This is a genomic window from Shinella sp. R2-11 (assembly GCF_055330205.1).
The window spans coordinates 558,619-577,159 of record NZ_JBVAPC010000001.1 but is presented as its reverse complement, the minus strand read 5'-3'; the positions used below and the strand labels follow the sequence as shown (position 1 = coordinate 577,159).

Annotated in this window: 16 protein-coding genes; 8 read left to right on the top strand and 8 right to left on the bottom strand. The window is 67.3% G+C overall.

Annotated features, from left to right (window positions below):
• Positions 1–2: 2 nt before the first annotated feature.
• The 6 genes from ACZ1A1_RS02760 to ACZ1A1_RS02735 form a co-directional block, all read right to left on the bottom strand.
• Positions 3–1,067 (bottom strand): ABC transporter ATP-binding protein, encoded by a 1,065-nt coding sequence (locus tag ACZ1A1_RS02760; protein WP_313193920.1) that lies wholly within the window; start codon positions 1,065–1,067, stop codon positions 3–5.
• On the bottom strand, positions 1,064–1,987 hold the full coding sequence (locus tag ACZ1A1_RS02755) for a PfkB family carbohydrate kinase (protein WP_463618663.1): 924 nt from the start codon (positions 1,985–1,987) through the stop codon (positions 1,064–1,066). Before ACZ1A1_RS02755 ends, ACZ1A1_RS02760 begins: the two co-directional genes overlap by 4 nt.
• Positions 1,988–3,010 carry an SIS domain-containing protein gene (locus ACZ1A1_RS02750; RefSeq protein ID WP_463618662.1) on the bottom strand — a complete coding sequence of 341 codons (1,023 nt, stop codon included), beginning with the start codon at positions 3,008–3,010 and terminating at the stop codon, positions 1,988–1,990.
• The gene (locus ACZ1A1_RS02745; protein ID WP_119255229.1) at positions 3,007–3,852 is read right to left on the bottom strand and encodes a carbohydrate ABC transporter permease; all 846 of its coding nucleotides are present in this window, start codon (positions 3,850–3,852) and stop codon (positions 3,007–3,009) included. Before ACZ1A1_RS02745 ends, ACZ1A1_RS02750 begins: the two co-directional genes overlap by 4 nt.
• Positions 3,852–4,736 (bottom strand): carbohydrate ABC transporter permease, encoded by an 885-nt coding sequence (locus tag ACZ1A1_RS02740; RefSeq protein WP_463618661.1) that lies wholly within the window; start codon positions 4,734–4,736, stop codon positions 3,852–3,854. Before ACZ1A1_RS02740 ends, ACZ1A1_RS02745 begins: the two co-directional genes overlap by 1 nt.
• Before the next feature lie 66 nt (positions 4,737–4,802).
• A complete protein-coding gene (locus tag ACZ1A1_RS02735; protein WP_463618660.1) occupies positions 4,803–6,041 on the bottom strand; it encodes an extracellular solute-binding protein in 1,239 nt (412 codons plus the stop codon).
• Between the two features lie 141 nt (positions 6,042–6,182).
• On the opposite strand from ACZ1A1_RS02735, the gene ACZ1A1_RS02730 reads away from it, so the two are divergent.
• On the top strand, positions 6,183–7,388 hold the full coding sequence (locus tag ACZ1A1_RS02730; protein WP_463618659.1) for an ROK family transcriptional regulator: 1,206 nt from the start codon (positions 6,183–6,185) through the stop codon (positions 7,386–7,388).
• A gap of 6 nt (positions 7,389–7,394) precedes the next feature.
• On the opposite strand, the gene ACZ1A1_RS02725 is transcribed toward ACZ1A1_RS02730, so the two are convergent.
• Positions 7,395–8,297 carry a LysR family transcriptional regulator gene (locus tag ACZ1A1_RS02725; protein ID WP_463618658.1) on the bottom strand — a complete coding sequence of 301 codons (903 nt, stop codon included), beginning with the start codon at positions 8,295–8,297 and terminating at the stop codon, positions 7,395–7,397.
• A 273-nt stretch (positions 8,298–8,570) separates the two neighbouring features.
• Here ACZ1A1_RS02725 and ACZ1A1_RS02720 point away from each other — a divergent pair, with 273 nt between their 5' ends.
• The 7 genes from ACZ1A1_RS02720 to ACZ1A1_RS02690 are packed head-to-tail and all read left to right on the top strand — an operon-like array spanning position 8,571 to position 16,661.
• Entirely contained in the window at positions 8,571–10,076 is a 1,506-nt protein-coding gene (locus tag ACZ1A1_RS02720) for a leucyl aminopeptidase (RefSeq protein ID WP_463618657.1), read from the top strand.
• Between the two features lie 26 nt (positions 10,077–10,102).
• Positions 10,103–11,008 carry a proline iminopeptidase-family hydrolase gene (locus ACZ1A1_RS02715; RefSeq protein ID WP_463618656.1) on the top strand — a complete coding sequence of 302 codons (906 nt, stop codon included), beginning with the start codon at positions 10,103–10,105 and terminating at the stop codon, positions 11,006–11,008.
• A 32-nt stretch (positions 11,009–11,040) separates the two neighbouring features.
• Positions 11,041–12,702, top strand: a complete 1,662-nt coding sequence (locus ACZ1A1_RS02710) for an ABC transporter substrate-binding protein (RefSeq protein WP_463618655.1) — start codon at positions 11,041–11,043, stop codon at positions 12,700–12,702.
• A gap of 20 nt (positions 12,703–12,722) precedes the next feature.
• Positions 12,723–13,739, top strand: a complete 1,017-nt coding sequence (locus tag ACZ1A1_RS02705) for an ABC transporter permease (RefSeq protein ID WP_463618654.1) — start codon at positions 12,723–12,725, stop codon at positions 13,737–13,739.
• Positions 13,739–14,710: an ABC transporter permease gene (locus ACZ1A1_RS02700; protein ID WP_313193930.1), complete on the top strand. Its 972-nt coding sequence runs from the start codon at positions 13,739–13,741 to the stop codon at positions 14,708–14,710. The genes ACZ1A1_RS02705 and ACZ1A1_RS02700 overlap by 1 nt, the downstream gene beginning before the upstream one ends.
• Positions 14,707–15,666: an ABC transporter ATP-binding protein gene (locus tag ACZ1A1_RS02695; RefSeq protein WP_463618653.1), complete on the top strand. Its 960-nt coding sequence runs from the start codon at positions 14,707–14,709 to the stop codon at positions 15,664–15,666. The genes ACZ1A1_RS02700 and ACZ1A1_RS02695 overlap by 4 nt, the downstream gene beginning before the upstream one ends.
• Complete coding sequence (locus ACZ1A1_RS02690) at positions 15,663–16,661, top strand: ABC transporter ATP-binding protein (protein ID WP_463618652.1); 999 nt, start codon at positions 15,663–15,665, stop codon at positions 16,659–16,661. Before ACZ1A1_RS02695 ends, ACZ1A1_RS02690 begins: the two co-directional genes overlap by 4 nt.
• A 33-nt stretch (positions 16,662–16,694) precedes the next feature.
• Here ACZ1A1_RS02690 and iolD read toward each other — a convergent pair whose 3' ends face one another.
• Complete coding sequence (iolD, locus tag ACZ1A1_RS02685; protein ID WP_463618651.1) at positions 16,695–18,536, bottom strand: 3D-(3,5/4)-trihydroxycyclohexane-1,2-dione acylhydrolase (decyclizing); 1,842 nt, start codon at positions 18,534–18,536, stop codon at positions 16,695–16,697.
• Positions 18,537–18,541 lie beyond the last annotated feature (5 nt).

Sequence of the window (18,541 nt, the reverse complement as noted above, 5' to 3'; positions counted from 1 at the left end):
GCTCAGTTGAGCCGCTGCTCCGTCTCCGCGTCGAAGACGTGGAGCGCGGCGGGATCGACGGTGAGGAACACATCCTCGCCGGCCTCGATGCGAGCCGAAGCGGGGAGCGCCGCGACGAGGCGCTGGCCGCCGACCGTGACGGTGACGATGCGCTCCGGCCCGGTCAGTTCGGCGACCTCGCAGCGCGCGGCAAGGCGAAGCCCCTCGCCGCCGGTCCTGACGGCCTCGGGGCGCAGGCCGAGCACCAGCTTGCGCCCCGGCGCGAGCTTTTCCAGCCCCGGAACCGCAAGCACGATATCCGTCCCCTCGACCTTCACCCCGTCCGGCCCGGCGGTGGCGGAGAGGAGGTTCATCGGCGGCGCGCCGACGAAGGTCGCGACATAGAGCGTCGCCGGCCGGTCGTAGATCGCTTCCGGCGTGTCGAGCTGTTCGATGCGGCCGTTCCGCATCACGGCGATGCGCGTCGCCAGCGTCATCGCCTCGATCTGGTCGTGGGTGACATAGACGACGGTCGTCCTCGTCATCTGGTGCAGGCGCTTCAGCTCCGTGCGCATCTCCATGCGCAGCTTGGCATCGAGGTTGGAGAGCGGTTCGTCGAAGAGGAAGATCTTCGGATTGCGCACCAGCGCGCGGCCGATGGCGACGCGCTGGCGCTGGCCGCCGGAAAGCTGGCCGGGCTTGCGCTCGAGAAGATTCTCGATCTGGAGGAGCCTTGCCGTTTCCACCACCGCCCGGTCGCGCTCGGCCCTGGCCACCTTGCGCATTTCCAGGCCGAAGCCGATGTTCCGGTGCACCGTGAGGTTGGGATAGAGCGCATAGGACTGGAACACCATGGCGATGTCCCGGTCCTTCGGATGCATGCCGACGATGGAGCGGCCGTCGATGCGGATATCGCCGCTCGTCGGCTCGGCGAGGCCGGCGATGATGTTAAGCAGCGTGGACTTGCCGCAGCCCGATGCGCCGAGCAGCACGAGGAACTCGCCGCTTTCCAGCGCGATGTCGATGCCCTTCAGCGTCTCGACGGCGCCGTAGTTCTTGCGGATGGCCTCGATGGTCAGCGTGCTCATGCCGGTCCTTTCTCGGCGGTCGGGACATACCGCCTCGGATGGGTGGAAATCGCCGTGGAGGCGACGGTCGTGCCGGCCGCAAGGCTCGCTTCCAGCCCCCTGCCCCCGGCATAGGCGGCAAGGAACGCCGCATTGAAGACGTCGCCTGCACCGATCGTGTCGACCACCGCGACCTGCGGCGCCTCGGCCCGCAAGAGCCCGCCATCCGCATCGACGGCGATGGCGCCCTTCGGCCCGCATTTCACGACGACGACGGCGTCCTTCGGCATGCCCCGCTGCAGGATGCGGCCGGCCTCCACCGGATCGGCGACGCCGGCGAGGCTCGTCGTCTCCACCTCGTTGAAAAGAGCGATGCGGCAGCGCGACAGCCAGCCTTTCGCCGCCGCCCGGTTGCTTTCCGTCCAGCCATGCAGCGGCCAGCCGGTATCGAGCGCGACGGCGATGTCGTGGCGGTCCGCCCAGTCGAAGAAGCGGTCGTAGTCCTCGACCAGCCGGTCGGTGAGGAAGGAGCCGCACAGAAGCGCGATGCCGCCGGCAAGGCGCGGGCCGTCGAGCACCGTGAAGACATCCTCCAGGCTGAAGAGCGGCAGGTGCCCCCGCGTCGTGAAGAAGGTACGCTCGCCATCCGGATGGGTGATGCCGACGGAAAGCGTCGTGCTGTCGCCATGCACCGGCCAGTCCTGCGCCCGCTCGCCGAAGCTTTCCGCAAGCCAGGCGCCGAAGCGGTCGCTGCCGATGCTGGCTGCGATCTCGAAGGGCGTGCCGAGCGCCATCCAGGCAAGCGCCGCATTGCCGGCGGAGCCGCCGACACGCAGTTCGTCATGATCGACGATGATCTCCGTGCCCGGCTGCGGCCAGGGCGCAGCCGGCCCCATGATCAGGTCGACATTGACATTTCCGACGACGGCAAGCGGTCTCACTCATTCACTCCGGGTAATCTTGCTGGAGCGCACCGGCGTTCCGGCATCGGCGACACGCGCGGCGGCAAAGGCGATCATCAGGCGCTGCGCCGTCGGCAGCATGGAGAAGACGGCGGCAAGTCCCGCCGAGGGCGGGAAGGCAATCGTCGCGGCCCCCGCCACCGGTGGACGGCCGGAAGCGTCGAAGACGACGAGCTTCGCGCCGGCCTCGGCCACGGAGACCGCCATGGCCGTCACCAGGTCGGCGGTGGCATCGTTGCCGCGGAAGAGCACGACGCCCATTTCCGGCGACAGCATCTCCATCGGCCCATGCCGCAACTGGCCGCCTTCCAGCGAGAAGCACGGCACCCGCGACAGCTCCGTGAAGCCGAGCGCGATGGCTTCGGCAAGGCCCTGCAGATGCCGACCCGACGTCACGACGGAGCGAACGCCCGAAAGGGCGGCAAGCGCCTCCTCGATGGCGGGTTCCGCCGGGTTCTCCAGCGCGGCGATGGCCGGCCCCGTCTCCTCGCCAAGCGCGCCGAGGATGGCGAGATGCAGCGCGAAGCTCACCGTCAGGCTGCGTGTGGCGGCAAAGGCCCGCTCCGTGCCCCCCGCGCCGACAAGGCAGGGCGCGGTGCGGGCGAGGAAGGAACCATCCTCCAGCGTGAAGCCGAAGGTTTCCGCCTTGCCGCCCGTCTCGCCGAACCAGCGCAGGACCTCGGCGCTCTCGCCTGACTGCGAGGTGATGAAGACGGTCCGCCCGTCGAGGACGAGCGGCGCGCAGAGCTGTTCGGAGAGCGGCAGCGCAATGGCGTCGATGCCGAGGCGGCGATAAAGCGGCTCGACCGCGCGGCCGACGGCATGCGAGCCGCCCATGCCGAGAAGAAGTAGCCTGCCGGTCCGCTTGAGGCTTTCGGCGGCCCGTGCCGCCATGGCGCCATTGGCGTGGAAGGAGGCCAGCGCATCGGCGTGCTGGCGCGCCATTTCCCGGTCGATTGCCCGGAGCCCTTCCGGCCGTGTCGCATTCGTCGTCATCGTCATCCTTTCACGCCGCCGCTGGTGAGGCCGGAAATCAGGGCCCGTTGCATGAGAAGGCCGACCAGCACCGGCGGCAGCGCGGCGAGCACCCCTGCGGTCGCGATCAGCCCGTAATCGGAAACGCGCCCGCCCGCGAGGTCGGCAATGGCGACCGTCAGCGTGCGCGCGCGCTGGTCGGAGGTGAAGAGCAGCGCATAGAAGAATTCGTCCCAGCCGAGCAGGAAGGCGAAGAGTGCCGACGTCGCGACGATGGGCATGGCGAGCGGCAGGGTGACGATGCGCAGGGTGGCGAAGAGGCTCGCCCCGTCCATCATCGCCGCCTGCTCGATCTCGCGCGGGATCCCGTCGAAGCCGGATTTCATCAGCCAGGTGGTGAAGGGCGCGAGGATGCTGAGATAGACGAGCGCAAGGCCGAAGACGGAATTGAGCAGGCCGAGCGCGGCGAGCGCCATGTAGAGCGGCACGGCGAGCGCGACCGGCGGCAGCATGTAGGTGGCGATGACGAGCGACAGCGACCAGCCGACGGACGGCGTGCGCGACACGGCCCAGCCGGCCGGAATGGCGAGCGCGATGGCGGCGATCGTCGCCATGCCGGCAACGAGGATGCTGTTGACGAGCGAGGCGACGAAGGAGGCGCCGGCGCTGTTCGGCACGGTCGACAGGAGGTTGGCGTAGCGCGAGAAATCCACCGTGCCCGGCCACCAGCGCAGCGGCCGCGCCATCAGGTCAGCCGCCGGCGAAATGCTCATGACGAAGAGCCACAGGATCGGCGCGAGGATGACCGCCGCCAGAAGAAGCGCGGCACCGTGGATGAGGATCGAGGCGAGGAGGCTGCGGCGTTCCATCAGGCGGCACTCCCGGCGGCGCGGCGCACCAGCATGCCGTAGCCGATCGCCAGCACCGTCACGATCAGCGTGACGACGAGGGCGAGCGAGGCCCCGGAGCCGGCGCGCTGGAAGGAGAAGGCCTCCTGATAGACGAGGATCGACAGGGTGCGCGTGGAATTGGCCGGCCCGCCGCGCGTCATGACCCAGATGATGTCGAACACCTTGAAGGCTTCGATGGTGCGCAGCACCAGCGCCACCATCAGCGGTCCGGCAAGATAGGGCAGGATGACGAAGCGGAAACGGGCGAAGGGTCCGGCACCGTCGACCAGCGAGGCGGAGGTGATGTCGCGCGGCACCGCCTGCAGCGCGGCGAGCGCGATGAGGGCGACCAGCGGGAAGTTCTTCCAGCAGTCGGCAAGGATCAGCGCCGTCATCGCGGTGGCGGGCTCGCCGAGCCAGGAGCGGTAGGCATCGAGGATGCCGACCTGCGTCAGCGCGGCGTTCAGCGCACCGTATTCCGGGTTGTAGATCAACCGCCAGAGCGTCGCGTTGACGACCGTCGGCAGCGCCCAGGGCAGGATGAGCAGGGCGCGCAGTACCGTGCGGCCGTGGAATTGCTGGTTGAGAAGCAGGGCGGCGAGCACGCCGAGCACCATTTCCGCCGTCACCGAGACGACGGCGAACCATGTGGTCGCAGAAAGCGCGCGCAGGAAATTGCTGCTCGTCAGCATCTTCGCATAATTGTCGAAGCCGACGAAACTGCCGCCGAGGCCCACCAGCCTGGCATCGGTGAAGGAGAGCCGCACCGTGTCGACCATCGGCCAGCCGATGACGGCCAGCATGATCGCCAGAAGCGGCAGCATGAGAAGCCATGCCCGGGTCGTCATCCAGGTGCTGGACATAGCGTCCTCTCGTCCATTTCGGTCAGAGCGTGCGCGGGCGGCCGGGGCCGCCCGCAAGGCAATCCATCAAAGGCCGCTGTTTTCCGCGGCGGACTTCAGCGCATCCTCGGGCGTCGCCTGGCCGAGCAATGCTTCCTGGATGGCCTGCTGCAGCGCCGTCGACAGTTCCTGGTACTTCGGCGTGGTCGGGCGCGGATACATGGCGGCAAGGCTGAGCTTGGCGGCCGCGATCATCTCCTCCTGGCCGGCGGTGACGGCCGGATCATCATAGGAGGAGGCCCAGATCGGCAGGCTCAGCTTCGCATAGGCGTTCTGCGTTTCCTGCGAGGTCATGTGGACGATGTACTTCCAGGCTTCGTCCTGATGCTTGCTCGTGGAGGTGATGCCGAGGCCCATCGAGCCGTTGACGGCCGAAACCTCGCTCTTGCCTTCCACGCCCGGCGCCGGCACGACGCCGACCTTGCCGGCAACCTTGCTGTCCGCGCCGGCATTGGCCATGTTGTACATGTAGGTCCAGTTGAGCGCGAAGGCCGCCTCGCCGTTCTGGAAGACGTTGCGCACGTCTTCTTCGAGGAATTCCTTCGAGTTCGGGTTGGTGACGCCCGACGTGTAGCTGTCGACCATGTATTTCAGCGCGTCGAGCCCGCCGCCTTCGGTGAAGGCCGGCTTGCCGTCCTTCAGGAATGCGCCGCCATAGGCGCTGACGAGGGTGGTGTAGTCGCAGATCGCCGCTTCCGCCTGCGACCAGCTCCAGGCGATCGGCGTGGCGAGGATGCCCTTGTCCTTGATGGCCTTGGCCTGCTCATCGAGCTCGGCCCAGGTCTTCGGCGGCGCCTTGATGCCGGCCTTCTCAAGGATCTCCTTGTTGTAGAACAGGTATTTGGTGTCGAGAATCCAGGGCATGCCGTAGGACTTGCCGTCATAGTCGACGGTGGTCCATGCGCCGGGCAGCACGCCCTTCTTCATGTCGTCGGTGATGCGCGAGGTGACGTCGACCAGCACGCTGTTCGTGGCATATTCGGCCGGCCAGATCACGTCGAAGAGCACGACGTCGTAGCCGCCGCCGGAGCCCTGCGCCAGCACGGTCTTGTCGTGCAGGCCCTCGTAGGGCACGAATTCCAGGTTCACCTTGATATCCGGATTCGCCTTGGTGAAGGCGTCCGTCATGGCGCGCACATCCGCCTCGCTATAGGCGGCCTGCGCCATGAAAAGCGCGTTGAGCGTGGTCTCGGCAAAGGCGTGCGGGGCCGCCGCGCCCATGATGAACGCCGCGCCGAGCAGGGTCTTCGTAATCGATTTCAACATGCCGTCCTCCAGTTTGCTTGGTTATGAGCAAGGCGCCCATGGCGCCCTGCCCTGTTCCCGGAACACTTCGGTTCCTTATTAAGTCAAAACTATTGACTTAAGTGTTCTGTATTCTTCAAATGGTGTCAAGAGGGGATGCCTATGAACGCAATCAGGAAGATCCGCGCCAAGAGCGGCACCAACCAGGAAGGCACGAGCGCCCACAACCGGCGCGTCCTCATCGAAGCCATCCGCCTCAACGGCCCGCTGTCGCGCGCCGACCTCGCCCGCGCCACGCGCCTGACGAAGCAGACCGTGTCCAACCTCATCGAAAGCCTGGAGGCCGACGGGCTTGTCGCCTCGCAGGCGGTGGTGCGCGGGGCGCGTGGGCAGCCCTCGACGCCCTACGGCCTCGTTCCCGAAGGGGCGTTTGCCCTCGGCGTGCAGATCGACCGGGAGCTTGCCCGTGTCGTCGCGGTCGATCTTCTCGGGCGGGAAAATGCCCGCGCGGTGGCGAACCTGCCGCCCGGCGATCCCGCCGGCGGCAGCCGCGTGATCCTCGACCTCGTCGAAGCGGTGCGCGGCGAACTTGCCGCGCGCATTCCCGCCTCCGTCCACCGCCTCACCGGCCTCGGTGTCGCCATGCCCGGCCCCTTCGGCCTGGAGCCGCCGGACGACGACCGCTGGATGATGGGCAAGTGGCAGACCTTCCCGCTCCTTGAAACGCTCGCCGCCGGCACGGGGCTCGAAACCAGCCTGCAGAACGACGCCTCCGCCTGCGCCACCGCCGAGCGGATGAGCGGGGCGGCGGACGGGCTCGACCATGTGGTCTGCCTCTATCTCGGCTACGGCATCGGCGCGGGCCTCATCCTCGGCGGCGAACTCTACAGCGGCAGCAACCGCAATGCCGGCGAGCTGGGCATGGTGCTGTTCTCCCGCGGCGGCAGCGTGCAGCCGCTCGAGCATCGCGCCTCGCTCGCCTCGCTCTTCCAGAACCTCGGCCTCGATTCCGCGACGACCGACGCCTATGACGCGGTCGAGCGGCTGGCGGCGGAAGACGATCCGCGCATCCGTGCCTGGCTCGCCGGGGCGGCGGCGGATTTCCGCCAGGCGGTGCACATGGTCGAGACCCTTTTCGATCCGCAGACCGTCATCCTCACCGGCAGCGCGCCGCAGCCGCTGGCACGCCGGCTGTTCGAGGCGATCTTCCCCCTGCTGCCTTCCAATGCCGAGCGGCCGGGCCGGGTCCTGCCCCGCCTCCAGCTCGGCACGATGGATCCCTGGGCCGTCGCGCTCGGCGCTGCCGCCGAGCCGATCCGCCGGACCTTCGACCCGCTTTTCGCAGCGATCCTGAAGGAAGCCTCCTGAGGGGCCTTACGCGATGTTCATCGCCCGCTTGTGCCCGGCGACCTCCGCCAGCAGCCAGTCCTGGAAGACGCTGGTCCCCGCCTTGTTGCCGATGCTGCGGCGCTGCTGGAGATAATAGCCCGCCGGATAGGCATGGCGGGCGGAAAAGGGCGCGACGAGCTTGCCCTGCCGCAGGAGATCCTCCGCCATGATCGTGTCGGCAAGCGCGATGCCCGCGCCGTTCATGGCTTCGCGCATGATCAGGGTACAGTCGTGCAGGGTGGAGCCGGCCGGGACGGCGACGTCGGAAATGCCCTCCTGCTCCAGCCATTGCTTCCAGCGCGTCGTCTCGCATTCGTGGATGAGGTGATGGTGGAGGAGATCGGCGGGCGAGCGCAGCGGCACCGGCCCCTCCAGCAGCGACGGCGCGCAGACTGGGGTCAGCAGCAGCGGGATCATCATCGTCAGGGCGGGCCCGGCCTTGTAGACGAACTCGTCGACGATCGCGAGGTCGACATTGGTGCGCTTGCCCGAGGTGGAGATTTCGAGGTCGACATTCGGATGCAGGCGGCGGAAGTCCGGCAGGCGGTCGGCGAGCCACAGGTTGAGGAAGGTCGGCTCGCACATCAGCTTGACGCGCTGCGCCTTCTGGCTGCGCGGCCCCTCGCGCAGGCTGACATCCTCCGTCGCGCGCCAGATCGTCTCGAAGGCTTCCGAAAGCGTGCGGGCATAATAGGAGCCGCGCATCGTCGGCGTCACCTGCCGGAAGCCGCGCTCGAACAGTTCCTGGCCGAGCGTCTTTTCGAGCGTGCGGATATGCCGGCTGACCGCCGACGGCGTCAGGTGCAGCTCTTCCGCCGCATCCTTGATGCTGCCGAGGCGTGCGGCGGCTTCGAAAGCGCGCATGCCGTTGAGTGAAGGTAAAGCCATGGCGGAGAGCATGGATTATCACTTGAGTTTTTGTCAATCGATGTGGACGAAATTGACGCTTGAATGGCCGTCCCCTTCGGCGCTACCGATTTGAAATGAGCCCCTAAGTCGCCACGGGAAAACGGTTATTCCGTCCCTGGCCCCATCTTGCCACCGCTGATGGTTGGTTTTCGGCACGGCCATCTCTTGCGGACAGGCATCCAGTGCCGTCCCTTGGGAATAGGATGGTCCCTGGCAGCCAGCCTCCGCGTTGCCGTAACAGGAAGCAGGCCTATGCCCCAATCGCCCGTCCCGGTCTTCGAAGCGGCTGACGCCATCGCTGCCGATGCCTCCGTCATCGTGATCCTGAAGGCCGAAGGACAGGCCCTCGGCCCGCGCGCCGCGGCGCTCGACGAGGCTGCCGGCGGCATCCTCTCGCGCGCCTGTTCCACCGCGGCCGAAGCCGGCGCCTGCATCGATCTCGTTCCGCCGCAGGGCGTTGCGGCCCGTCGCCTGATCGTCCTGTCGCTCGGCAAGGCCGAGACCGTCAGCGCGCTTTCGCTGGCCAAGGCCGGCGGCAGCCTTGCCGCTCATCTGGAGGAGAAGGGCGAGGACGAGGCGACCCTCGTTCTCGATCCCGTTGCCGGCGTCTCCCTTTCCGACGCCGAGATTCTGGCGCGCGTCGCGCTCGGCCTCCGGCTGCGGCGCTATCGTTTCGACCTGCGCAACAAGCGGCCGGTCGCCGCCGCCGACAAGGCCTGGCGGCTGCAACTGGTCGGTGCGGAGAAGAAGGCGCTGGAGGCCGCGCTCACCCGCACCAATGCCGTGGCGGAGGGCGTCGAATATGCCCGCACGCTCGTCAACCTGCCGCCGAACCATCTTCACCCCGAAAGCTTCCCGAGCCATCTGGAGCCGCTGCGCGCGGCCGGCATCGAGGTCGAGGTGCTGGACGCCGACCGGCTGAAGGCGCTCGGCATGAACGCGATCCTCGCGGTCGGCGCCGGCTCGGTGCGCGCGCCGAAGATCGCGGTACTGCGCTATCGCGGCGAAGGATCGGGCGAGCAGCCGCTCGCCTTCGTCGGCAAGGGCGTCTGCTTCGATTCCGGGGGCCTGTGCATCAAGGGCGGCGCGCAGATGTTCGACATGAAGGCCGACATGGCCGGGGCGGCGGCCGTCGTCGGCCTTCTCCTGTCGCTTGCCCGGCAGAAGAGCCCGGTCCATGCCGTCGGCGTTCTCGGCATTGCCGAGAACCTGCCCTCCGGCACGGCGCTGAAGCCGCGCGAGATCATCACCACCGGCTCGGGCCAGACGGTGGAGGTCTTCGACACCGATGCGGAAGGCCGCCTCATCCTCGCCGACTGTCTCTACTATGCGGCGACGCGCTTCGAACCCTCCGCCATCGTCGACCTTGCGACGCTCACCTATTCCGTGATGCGCGGCCTCGGCTCGATCTTCGCCGGCCTCTTCAGCACGGACGACGCGATCGCCGCGCAGATGATTACGGCCGGCGAGACGGTCGGCGAGCGCTTCTGGCGCCTGCCGCTTGACCGCGCCTATGACGAGGGGCTCAAATCGCCGCTGGCGGACCTGCGCCACCATGCCAAGGACATGGAGGACGGTGACGCGCCCTATGCCGCCGCCTTCCTCCGCCATTTCACGGAAGACCGTCCCTGGGTGCATCTCGACATCGCGGGCAAGGAACTGGCCGGGGAGGATCGCCCGCTCGGCCGGGAAGGCGCCACGGCCTTCGGCGTGCAGATGCTGGAGGAATGGGTGCAGGCGAACAGGAAGAGCGCCTGAGCGGCTTGGCCTTGGAAGGGGGAAACATGTCGGATCGGATCAACAGCACGGAAGGACGGGCACCGTTCCGGGGCTACGAGACCTGGTACCGTATCAGTGGCGATCTTCGCAGCGGCAAGCTGCCGGTGGTCATCCTGCATGGCGGGCCGGGCGTCGCGCATAACTATGTCGACGCCTACAAGCTGCTCGCCCGCGACGGCCGGGCGGTCGTTCATTACGACCAGCTCGGCTGCGGCAACTCCACCCTGCTGCCGGAAAAGGGCGCTGACTTCTGGACGCCGCAGCTCTTCATCGACGAGCTGGAAAGCCTCGTCGACCATCTCGGCATCCGTGGCGGCTTCCATGTGCTCGGGCAGAGCTGGGGCGGCATGCTGGGCGCAGAATATGCCGTGCTGCAGCCCGAGGGCCTCGCCTCGCTGACCATCGCCAACTCGCCCGCCTCCATGAAGCTCTGGGTCGAGGAGGCCAACCGGCTGCGCGCCGACCTGCCGCAGGACGTGCAGGACACGCTGACGCGGCACGAGACGGCCGGCACGACGGACCACGCGGATTACCAGCAGGCGACGAACGTCTTCTACGAGCGGCACGTCTGCCGCGTCGTGCCCTTCCCGCCGGAGGTGACGGCGAGCTTCGAGCAGGCGGCGCGCAATCCCACCGTCTATACGCTGATGAACGGGCCGAACGAATTCCACGTCATCGGCACGCTGAAGACCTGGAGCGTCATCGACCGCCTTCCGGCCGTCGAAGTGCCGACGCTCATCATTTCCGGACGGTACGACGAAGCCACGCCCGCCACGGTGCAGCCCTTCAAGGACGGCATCAGGGGCGCGCGCTGGGAGATATTCGAGCATTCCAGCCACATGCCGCATGTCGAGGAACAGGACGCGTGCATGCGGGTGGTGGGAGACTTCCTCAACCAGCACGACAGATAGAAAACAGAAACAGACCGAAAAGGGGATCGAACATGAAAAAATTGCTTCTGGCGGCATCGACCGTCGCTCTCATGACCGGCACGTGGCTGGCTCCGGCACAAGCCGAATACCAGCAGGAACACCGCGGCGGCACCATACGCCTTCTCGCCCGCTCGGCGGCCGGCACGCTCGACCCGCATATCAACTACACCGACCAGGGCTGGCAGATGTACCAGCCGATCTATGACGGCCTCGTCGCCTTCCGCAAGGCCGAGGGCATGGACGGCTTCACCATCGTCCCGGACCTCGCCGAGGCGCTGCCGGAGGTCACCAACGACGGCAAGACCTTCACCTTCAAGCTGCGCAAGGGCATCAAGTTCTCCACCGGCCAGGAGGTCGGCGTGAAGGACGTGGTCGCCTCGTTCCAGCGCATCTTCAAGGTTTCCGGCCCGACCTCGGGCACCTTCTATGCCGGCATCATCGGCGCGGATAAATGCCTTGCCGAGACCAAGACCTGCACGCTGGAAGGCGGCGTGGTGGGTGACGAGGCCGCCGGCACGGTGACGATCAACATCCTCAAGCCGGATGCCGAATTCCTCTACAAGCTCGCCCTTCCCCATGCCGTGACGCTGCCGGCCGACACGCCCGCCGAGGATGCCGGCTCCGTGCCGATCCCGAGCACCGGCCCCTACATGATCTCGGCCTTCGACCCCAACAAGGGCATGACCGTCTCGCGCAACCCGCACTTCAAGCAGTGGAGCGAGGAAGCGCAGCCGGACGGCTATCCGGACGTCGTCCAGTACGACTTCGGCCTTTCGGAAGAAGCCGCCGTGACGGCGATCCAGAACGGCGAGGCGGACTGGATGTTCGACGCGCTGCCGAGCGACCGCCTTGCCGAACTCGGCACCAAGTACAAGGACCAGCTCCATATCGCGCCGCTTTCGGCCTGGTGGTACGCCCCGCTCAACACGCGCCTCGCGCCCTTCGACAACGTCAAGGCCCGCCAGGCGGTCTCCTTCGCCGTCGACCGCAACACGCTGGTCAAGCTCTTCGGCGGCAAGGTCCTCGCAGCGCCGGTCTGCCAGATCCTGCCGCCGGACTTCCCCGCTCACGTGGACTATTGCCCCTACACGAAGGATCCGGGCGCCAAGTGGTCGGCTCCCGATCTGGAAAAGGCCAAACAGCTCGTGGAAGAATCGGGCACCAAGGGCCAGAAGGTGACGATCATCGTCGAGGACACCGCGGTCTCGCGCTCCATCGGCGTCTACCTGCAGAGCGTGCTGACCAGCATCGGCTACGTCGCCGACGTCAAGCCGATCTCCGCCAACATCCAGTTCACCTACATCCAGAACACCAACAACAAGGTGCAGATGTCGGTGAGCCAGTGGTACAAGGACTATCCGGCCGCCTCGAACTTCCTGAACATCCTCTTCGGCTGCGCCTCGTTCCGCGAAGGCTCGGACGCCTCGGTCAACATCGCCGGCTTCTGCGATCCGGCGATCGACGCCAAGATGCAGAAGGCCTTCGACCTCGGCGTGACCGACCAGACCGCGGCGGACGCGCTCTGGGCGGAGATCGACCATGAAGTCACCGACCAGGCCCCGGCCGTCGGCCTCTTCACGCCCAAGCGCCTCGACTTCGTCAGCAAGCGCGTCGGCAACTTCCAGTTCAGCCGCCAGTTCAACTGGATCATCACCCAGTCCTGGGTACAGTAAGACCCGGCGGAGGGGTTTGCGTGTCGAATGAAGCCGTTGCCGTGCAGCGCCGGACGCGGGGGCCATGGGCCCTCGCTTTCGCGCGGCTGAGGCGCAACAGGGCCGCCATGGCGTCCCTCTGCGTCTTCCTCATCATCGTCCTCGCCTGTCTCAGCGCGCCGCTCTACGCGCGCTGGGCGGGCGTCGATCCGTTCACGTCGACGCTCGACGCGGTCATCCACGTCGACGGCGTGGAAGTTCCGGTGATGGAGCCTTCGACGGAAGGCCTCGGGCTCGGCTACACGCCGATCGGCCCGACCTGGGAACCCGGCAACTACTTCCTCGGCTCGGACAACCAGGGCCGGGACGTCATGGCCCGCCTGCTCTACGGCGGGCTCAACTCCCTGATGATCGCGGGCGCCGCGACCATCTTCACGCTGATCATCGGCACGGCGGCCGGCCTGACCGCCGGCTATTTCGGCGGTCTCACCGACACGGTGCTGTCGCGCCTGCTCGACGTCCTCTGGGCGTTTCCGATCTACCTGCTCGCGATCTCGCTCTCCATCGTGACGATCGCGCAGGGCATTTCCATCGGGCCGATCCTCATCGAATCCGGCAGTCTCTGGCTGCCGGTCATCATCATCGGCATCGTCTACGTGCCCTATGTGGCCCGGCCGATCCGCGGCCAGGTGCTCTCGCTGCGCAACAGCGAATTCGTGCTCGCGGCCATCAATCTCGGCGTTCCCGGCTGGCGCATTCTCCTGCGCGACATCCAGCCGAACATCACAACGACCCTCATCGTCTTCGTGCCGCTGATGATGGCGCTGAACATGCTGACGGAATCGGCGCTATCGTTCCTGTCCATCGGCGTGCAGCCGCCGGCGGCAAGCTGGGGCACGATCATCCAGGACGGACAGGCGCTGCTCTATACGCGCCCGCTCGTGGCGCTCGCGCCGGGCATCGCCATCGCGCTGTCCGTCATGGTCCTCAACGTCTTCGGCGACGGTCTGCGCGATGCGCTCGACCCGCGTTCGAAGGTCCAGCTGGGGCGCACGTGATGATCTACGCCATCCTGCGCCGCTTCGGTCAGATGCTGTTCGTGATGTTCGGCATTTCCGTGATCGTCTTCCTGATCTTCTTCGCAACGCCCGGCTCCGATCCCGCCGCGCGCATCGCCGGCCGCAACGCCTCGCCCGAGGTGCTGGAGGCCGTGCGCCACTCCTTCGGCTTCGACCGCCCGCTCTATGTCCAGTACGGGCTGATGATGCAGAAGATCTTCGTCACCGGCGACCTCACCTCCTTCGTCAACCGCGGCTGGAAAGTCGTGCCGGCCGTGCTCGACGCCATCCCCGTCACGCTGTCGCTGGTCTTCGGCGCGGCGATCCTGTGGGTGGTGATCTCCGTCATCATCGGCATCGTGGCGGCCGCCACGCGCGACAGCTGGCTGGACAAGCTCCTGATGGCGCTCGGCCTCATCGGCATCTCCATGCCCGTCTACTGGCTCGGCGAGGTGATGAACCTCATCACCCAGAGCCGCTATCACGATACCTGGCTGTTCTCCTGGGTGCCACCGCTCGGCTACAAGCCGCTGATGAGCGACCCGAAGGGCTGGTTCCTGACGCTGGTCATTCCATGGATCACCCTCGCCGTGCTCTATATCGGCATCTATGGCCGCGTGCTGCGCGCCGCGATCATCGAATCCATGCAGGAGGACTTCATCCGCACCGCGCGGGCCAAGGGCCTGTCGGAGACGCGCATCCTGCTGCGCCATGCCCTGCGCACCTCGCTGATCGCCTTCGTCACCCTGTTCGGTCTCGATTTCGGCGCGCTCGTCGGCGGCTCGGCGCTGCTGACCGAGGTGGTCTTCGGCCTCAACGGCATCGGCAAGCTCACCTATGACGCGATGCAGAACCTCGACCTGCCGATGATCATGGCGACGGTAATGTATGCCTCCATGTTCGTGGTGCTCGCCAATGCGGTGGTCGACTTCGTCTATATCCTTCTCGATCCCCGTGTGAGGACGTCATGATGCTCTCCGTGCGCGACCTCAGGGTATCGTTCCGCACCGAAGACGGCCTGGTGCAGGCCATCGACGGCGTCTCCTTCGATCTCGACGAGGGCGAGATCCTCGGCGTCGTCGGCGAATCCGGCTCCGGCAAGACCGTCTCGCTGCTCGCGGTGATGGGCCTCATCACCGACCCCAACGCCACGATCGAAGGCTCGATCCGCTACAAGGGCCGCGAGCTGATCGGGCTTCCCGCCCGCGAGCTCAGGCGCCTGCGCGGCAACGAGATCGCCATGATCTTCCAGGATCCGATGACGGCGCTGACGCCCGTCTACACGATCGGCTGGCAGATCGCCGAGCAGATCCGCGCCCACCGGAACATCAGCAAGGCGAAGGCGCTGGCCCAGGTGGAGGAACTGCTGGCGGAAGTGAACTTCCCCAATCCGCGCGAGGCCATGTCGCGCTATCCGCACCAGCTTTCCGGCGGCATGCGCCAGCGGGCGGTCATCGCCATGGCGCTCTCCTGCAATCCGGCGCTGCTGGTGGCGGACGAGCCGACGACGGCGCTCGACGTCACCGTGCAGGCCGGCATCCTCGACCTCGTGCGCAAGCTGCGGTCCACGCACAATTCGGCGGTCGTCTTCATCACGCACGACATGGGCGTGGTCTCCGAGCTCGCCGACCGGGTGATGGTCATGTATGCGGGCCGGGTGGTGGAACGCGGCAGCCGCGCGGCGCTGTTCTCCGATCCGCGCCATCCCTATACCCGCGCGCTGCTCGGCTCGATCCCGCCGCTGACCGGCGACAAGCCCCATCGCCTGCCGGCCATTCCGGGCTCGCCGCCCTCGCTGCTGTGCCTGCCGCAGGGCTGTGCCTTCGGGCCGCGCTGTCCGGTGCGCTTTGCGGCCTGCACGGCGGAAAAGCCGGCCCTTGGAAGCGGCCCCCACGCCGCCGCCTGCCTCCGCGAGGTGCAAGCATGAGCGACACGATGACCAAGACGGAAGGCCCCATCCTCGAAACCCGCGCGCTGATGAAGCGCTTTTCGATCGGCACCCGCTTTTCGGCGGAAGGCCGGCGCACCGTCCATGCCGTCGACAATGTCTCGCTGACGGTGCGGCGCGGCGAGACGCTGGGGCTCGTCGGCGAATCGGGATGCGGCAAGTCCACGCTCGCGCGCTGTCTGGTGCGGCTCTACGACATCACCGACGGCAAGCTGTTCTTCGAGGGCGAGGACATCACGGGCAGGTCGCTGAACGAGCTGCGGCCGATGCGCCGCCGCCTGCAGATGGTGTTCCAGGACCCGTCCGCCTCGCTCAATCCGCGCCGCCGTGTCGGCGACCTCGTCGCCGAGCCGCTGCGCATCCACACGAAGCTCTCCGCCGCCGAGATCGAGAGGCGTGTTGCCGAACTCTTCGACATCGTCGGCCTCCTGCCGGACCATGTCACGCGCTATCCGCACGAATTTTCCGGCGGCCAGCGCCAGCGCGTCGGCATCGCGCGGGCCATCGCGCTCAATCCGGACCTCGTGGTGCTGGACGAGCCCGTCTCGGCGCTCGACGTGTCGGTGCAGGCGCAGATCGTCAACCTGCTGGCCGACCTGCAGGAGAAGCTGAACCTCACCTATATCTTCATCGCCCACGACCTGTCCGTGGTGCGGCAGGTCTCGACGCGCATCGCGGTGATGTATCTGGGGTCCGTGGTCGAGGAAGGGCCGGCGGAAGCGGTGTTCTCCGCACCCGCCCATCCCTACAGCCAGGCGCTGATCTCGGCCGTGCCGGTGGTGGAGACGACGCCCGGCGGATCGCGCCGGCGCATTCTCCTGACCGGCGACGTGCCGAGCCCGCTCGACCCGCCCTCCGGCTGCCGCTTCCACCCGCGCTGCCCGATCGCGAAGGACCGCTGCCGCACGGAGCGGCCCGAGCCGACGGCCTATGAGGGCGACCGCAAGGTCGCCTGCCACTTCCCGACGATCTGAGGCCGCCGGCTTTCGCCGGCGGCCATGTCGGCGTCAGACGCCGACGCGCTGCTTCCTGCGGCCGGCCTGCTGGTCGGCGGCGGCGGCGTTGACTTCGGACCGTGTGCTCACCTGCGGCACGCCGACATCCCACCAGGCATCGCCCGGCGTCCAGGCGAAGGCGTCGGAGACGATGGTGATGACCGTGGTGCGGTCGGTGGTCTGCGCCCATTCGACCGCATCGCCGAGATCGGCAAGGCTCTCGACATGGCGCGTCAGCGCGCCCATCGCCTCGGCATGCTTGGCGAAGTCGACGGCGAAGGGTTCCTTGACGCGGCAATCCTTGATCAGGTTGTTGAAGCCCGGCGTGCCCTTGGCGTTCTGCAGGCGGTTGATGACGGCATAGCCGCCGTTGTCGCAGACGATGAGGATCATCTTGTGGCCGGACAGCACGGTCGAGTAGATATCCGAATTCATCATCATGTAGGTGCCGTCGCCGATCATCACGATGGGCGTGCGGGTCGGGTCGGCCATGGCCGCGCCCCAGCCGGCGGCGATCTCGTAGCCCATGCAGGAGAAGCCGAACTCGCAGTCGAAGGTGTTCGGCGCCTTGACGCGCCAGTTCTTCATCACCTCGCCCGGCAGGCCGCCGGCGGCGGTGATGAGGAGGTCGCGCTCCCTCGCTTTGGAATTGACGATGCCGACGACCTGGGCATAGGTCGGCACCGGCGCGTTGGTCGGCTTCTGGTAGCCGTCGAGCGCCGCGTTCCACTTGGCGAATTCCTGCCGGCCCTTTTCCGTCCAGCCGGCATCCGCCCTGTAGTCGCCGATGGCGGCTTCGAGCTCGCTCACCGTCTCCAGCGCGTCGCCGACGACGGCGACGGCGCGGTGCTTGTTCGCATCCCAGCGCGCCGCATTGATCGAGACGAAGCGGGCATCCGGCGAAAACGCCGTCCACGAGCCGGTGGTGAAGTCCATGAGGCGCGTGCCGACGGCCAGCACCACGTCGGCCTCGCCGGCCAGCGCATTGGCCGAGGTCGAGCCGACGATGCCGATGGGGCCGACATGAGCCGGATGGTCATGGGTGACGGTGCCCTTGCCGGCAATGGTCTCGCAGAGCGGGATGCCGTGCTTTTCCGCGAAGGCCGCGAGCGCCGCCTCGGCGCCGGAATAGCGCACGCCGCCGCCGGAGATGATCAGCGGACGCTTGGCCGCCTTCAGCACGCGAACGGCCTCGGCGAGGCTGTCGCGGTCCGGCCGCGGGCGCGGGGCCTTGTGGACGGTCGGGGCGAAGAAGCTTTCCGGATAGTCCCAGGCGATCTCCTGCACGTCCTGCGGCAAGCCGATGAAGGCCGGGCCGCAATCGGCCGGGTCCAGCATGACGGCGAGCGCCTGCGGCAGCGAGGCGATGATCTGCTCGGGATGGGTGATGCGGTCCCAGTAGCGCGTCACGGCCTTGAAGGCGTCATTGACGGTGATCGTCGGATTGCCGAAATGCTCGACCTGCTGCATGACCGGGTCGGGCCGGCGGTTGACGAAGCTGTCGCCAGCCAGAAGCAGCACCGGCAGGCGGTTGGTATGCGCCACGCCCGCCGCCGTCACCATGTTCAGCGCGCCGGGGCCGATGGAGCTGGTCGCCACCATGATCTGGCGGCGGCGCGTCGCCTTGGCGAAGCCGATGGCGGCGAGCGCCATCGACTGCTCGTTCTGGCCGCGCCAGGTCGGCAGCGTATCCTTCACGGCTTCCAGCGCCTCGGAAAGGCAGGTAACGTTGCCGTGGCCAAAAATGGCGAAGACGCCGGGAAACAGCGGCTCGCGCTTGCCGTCGATCTCGGTGAACTGGTTGCAGAGATAACGCACCAGGGCTTGCGCCATGGTCAGGCGGATGGTGGACATGGTAA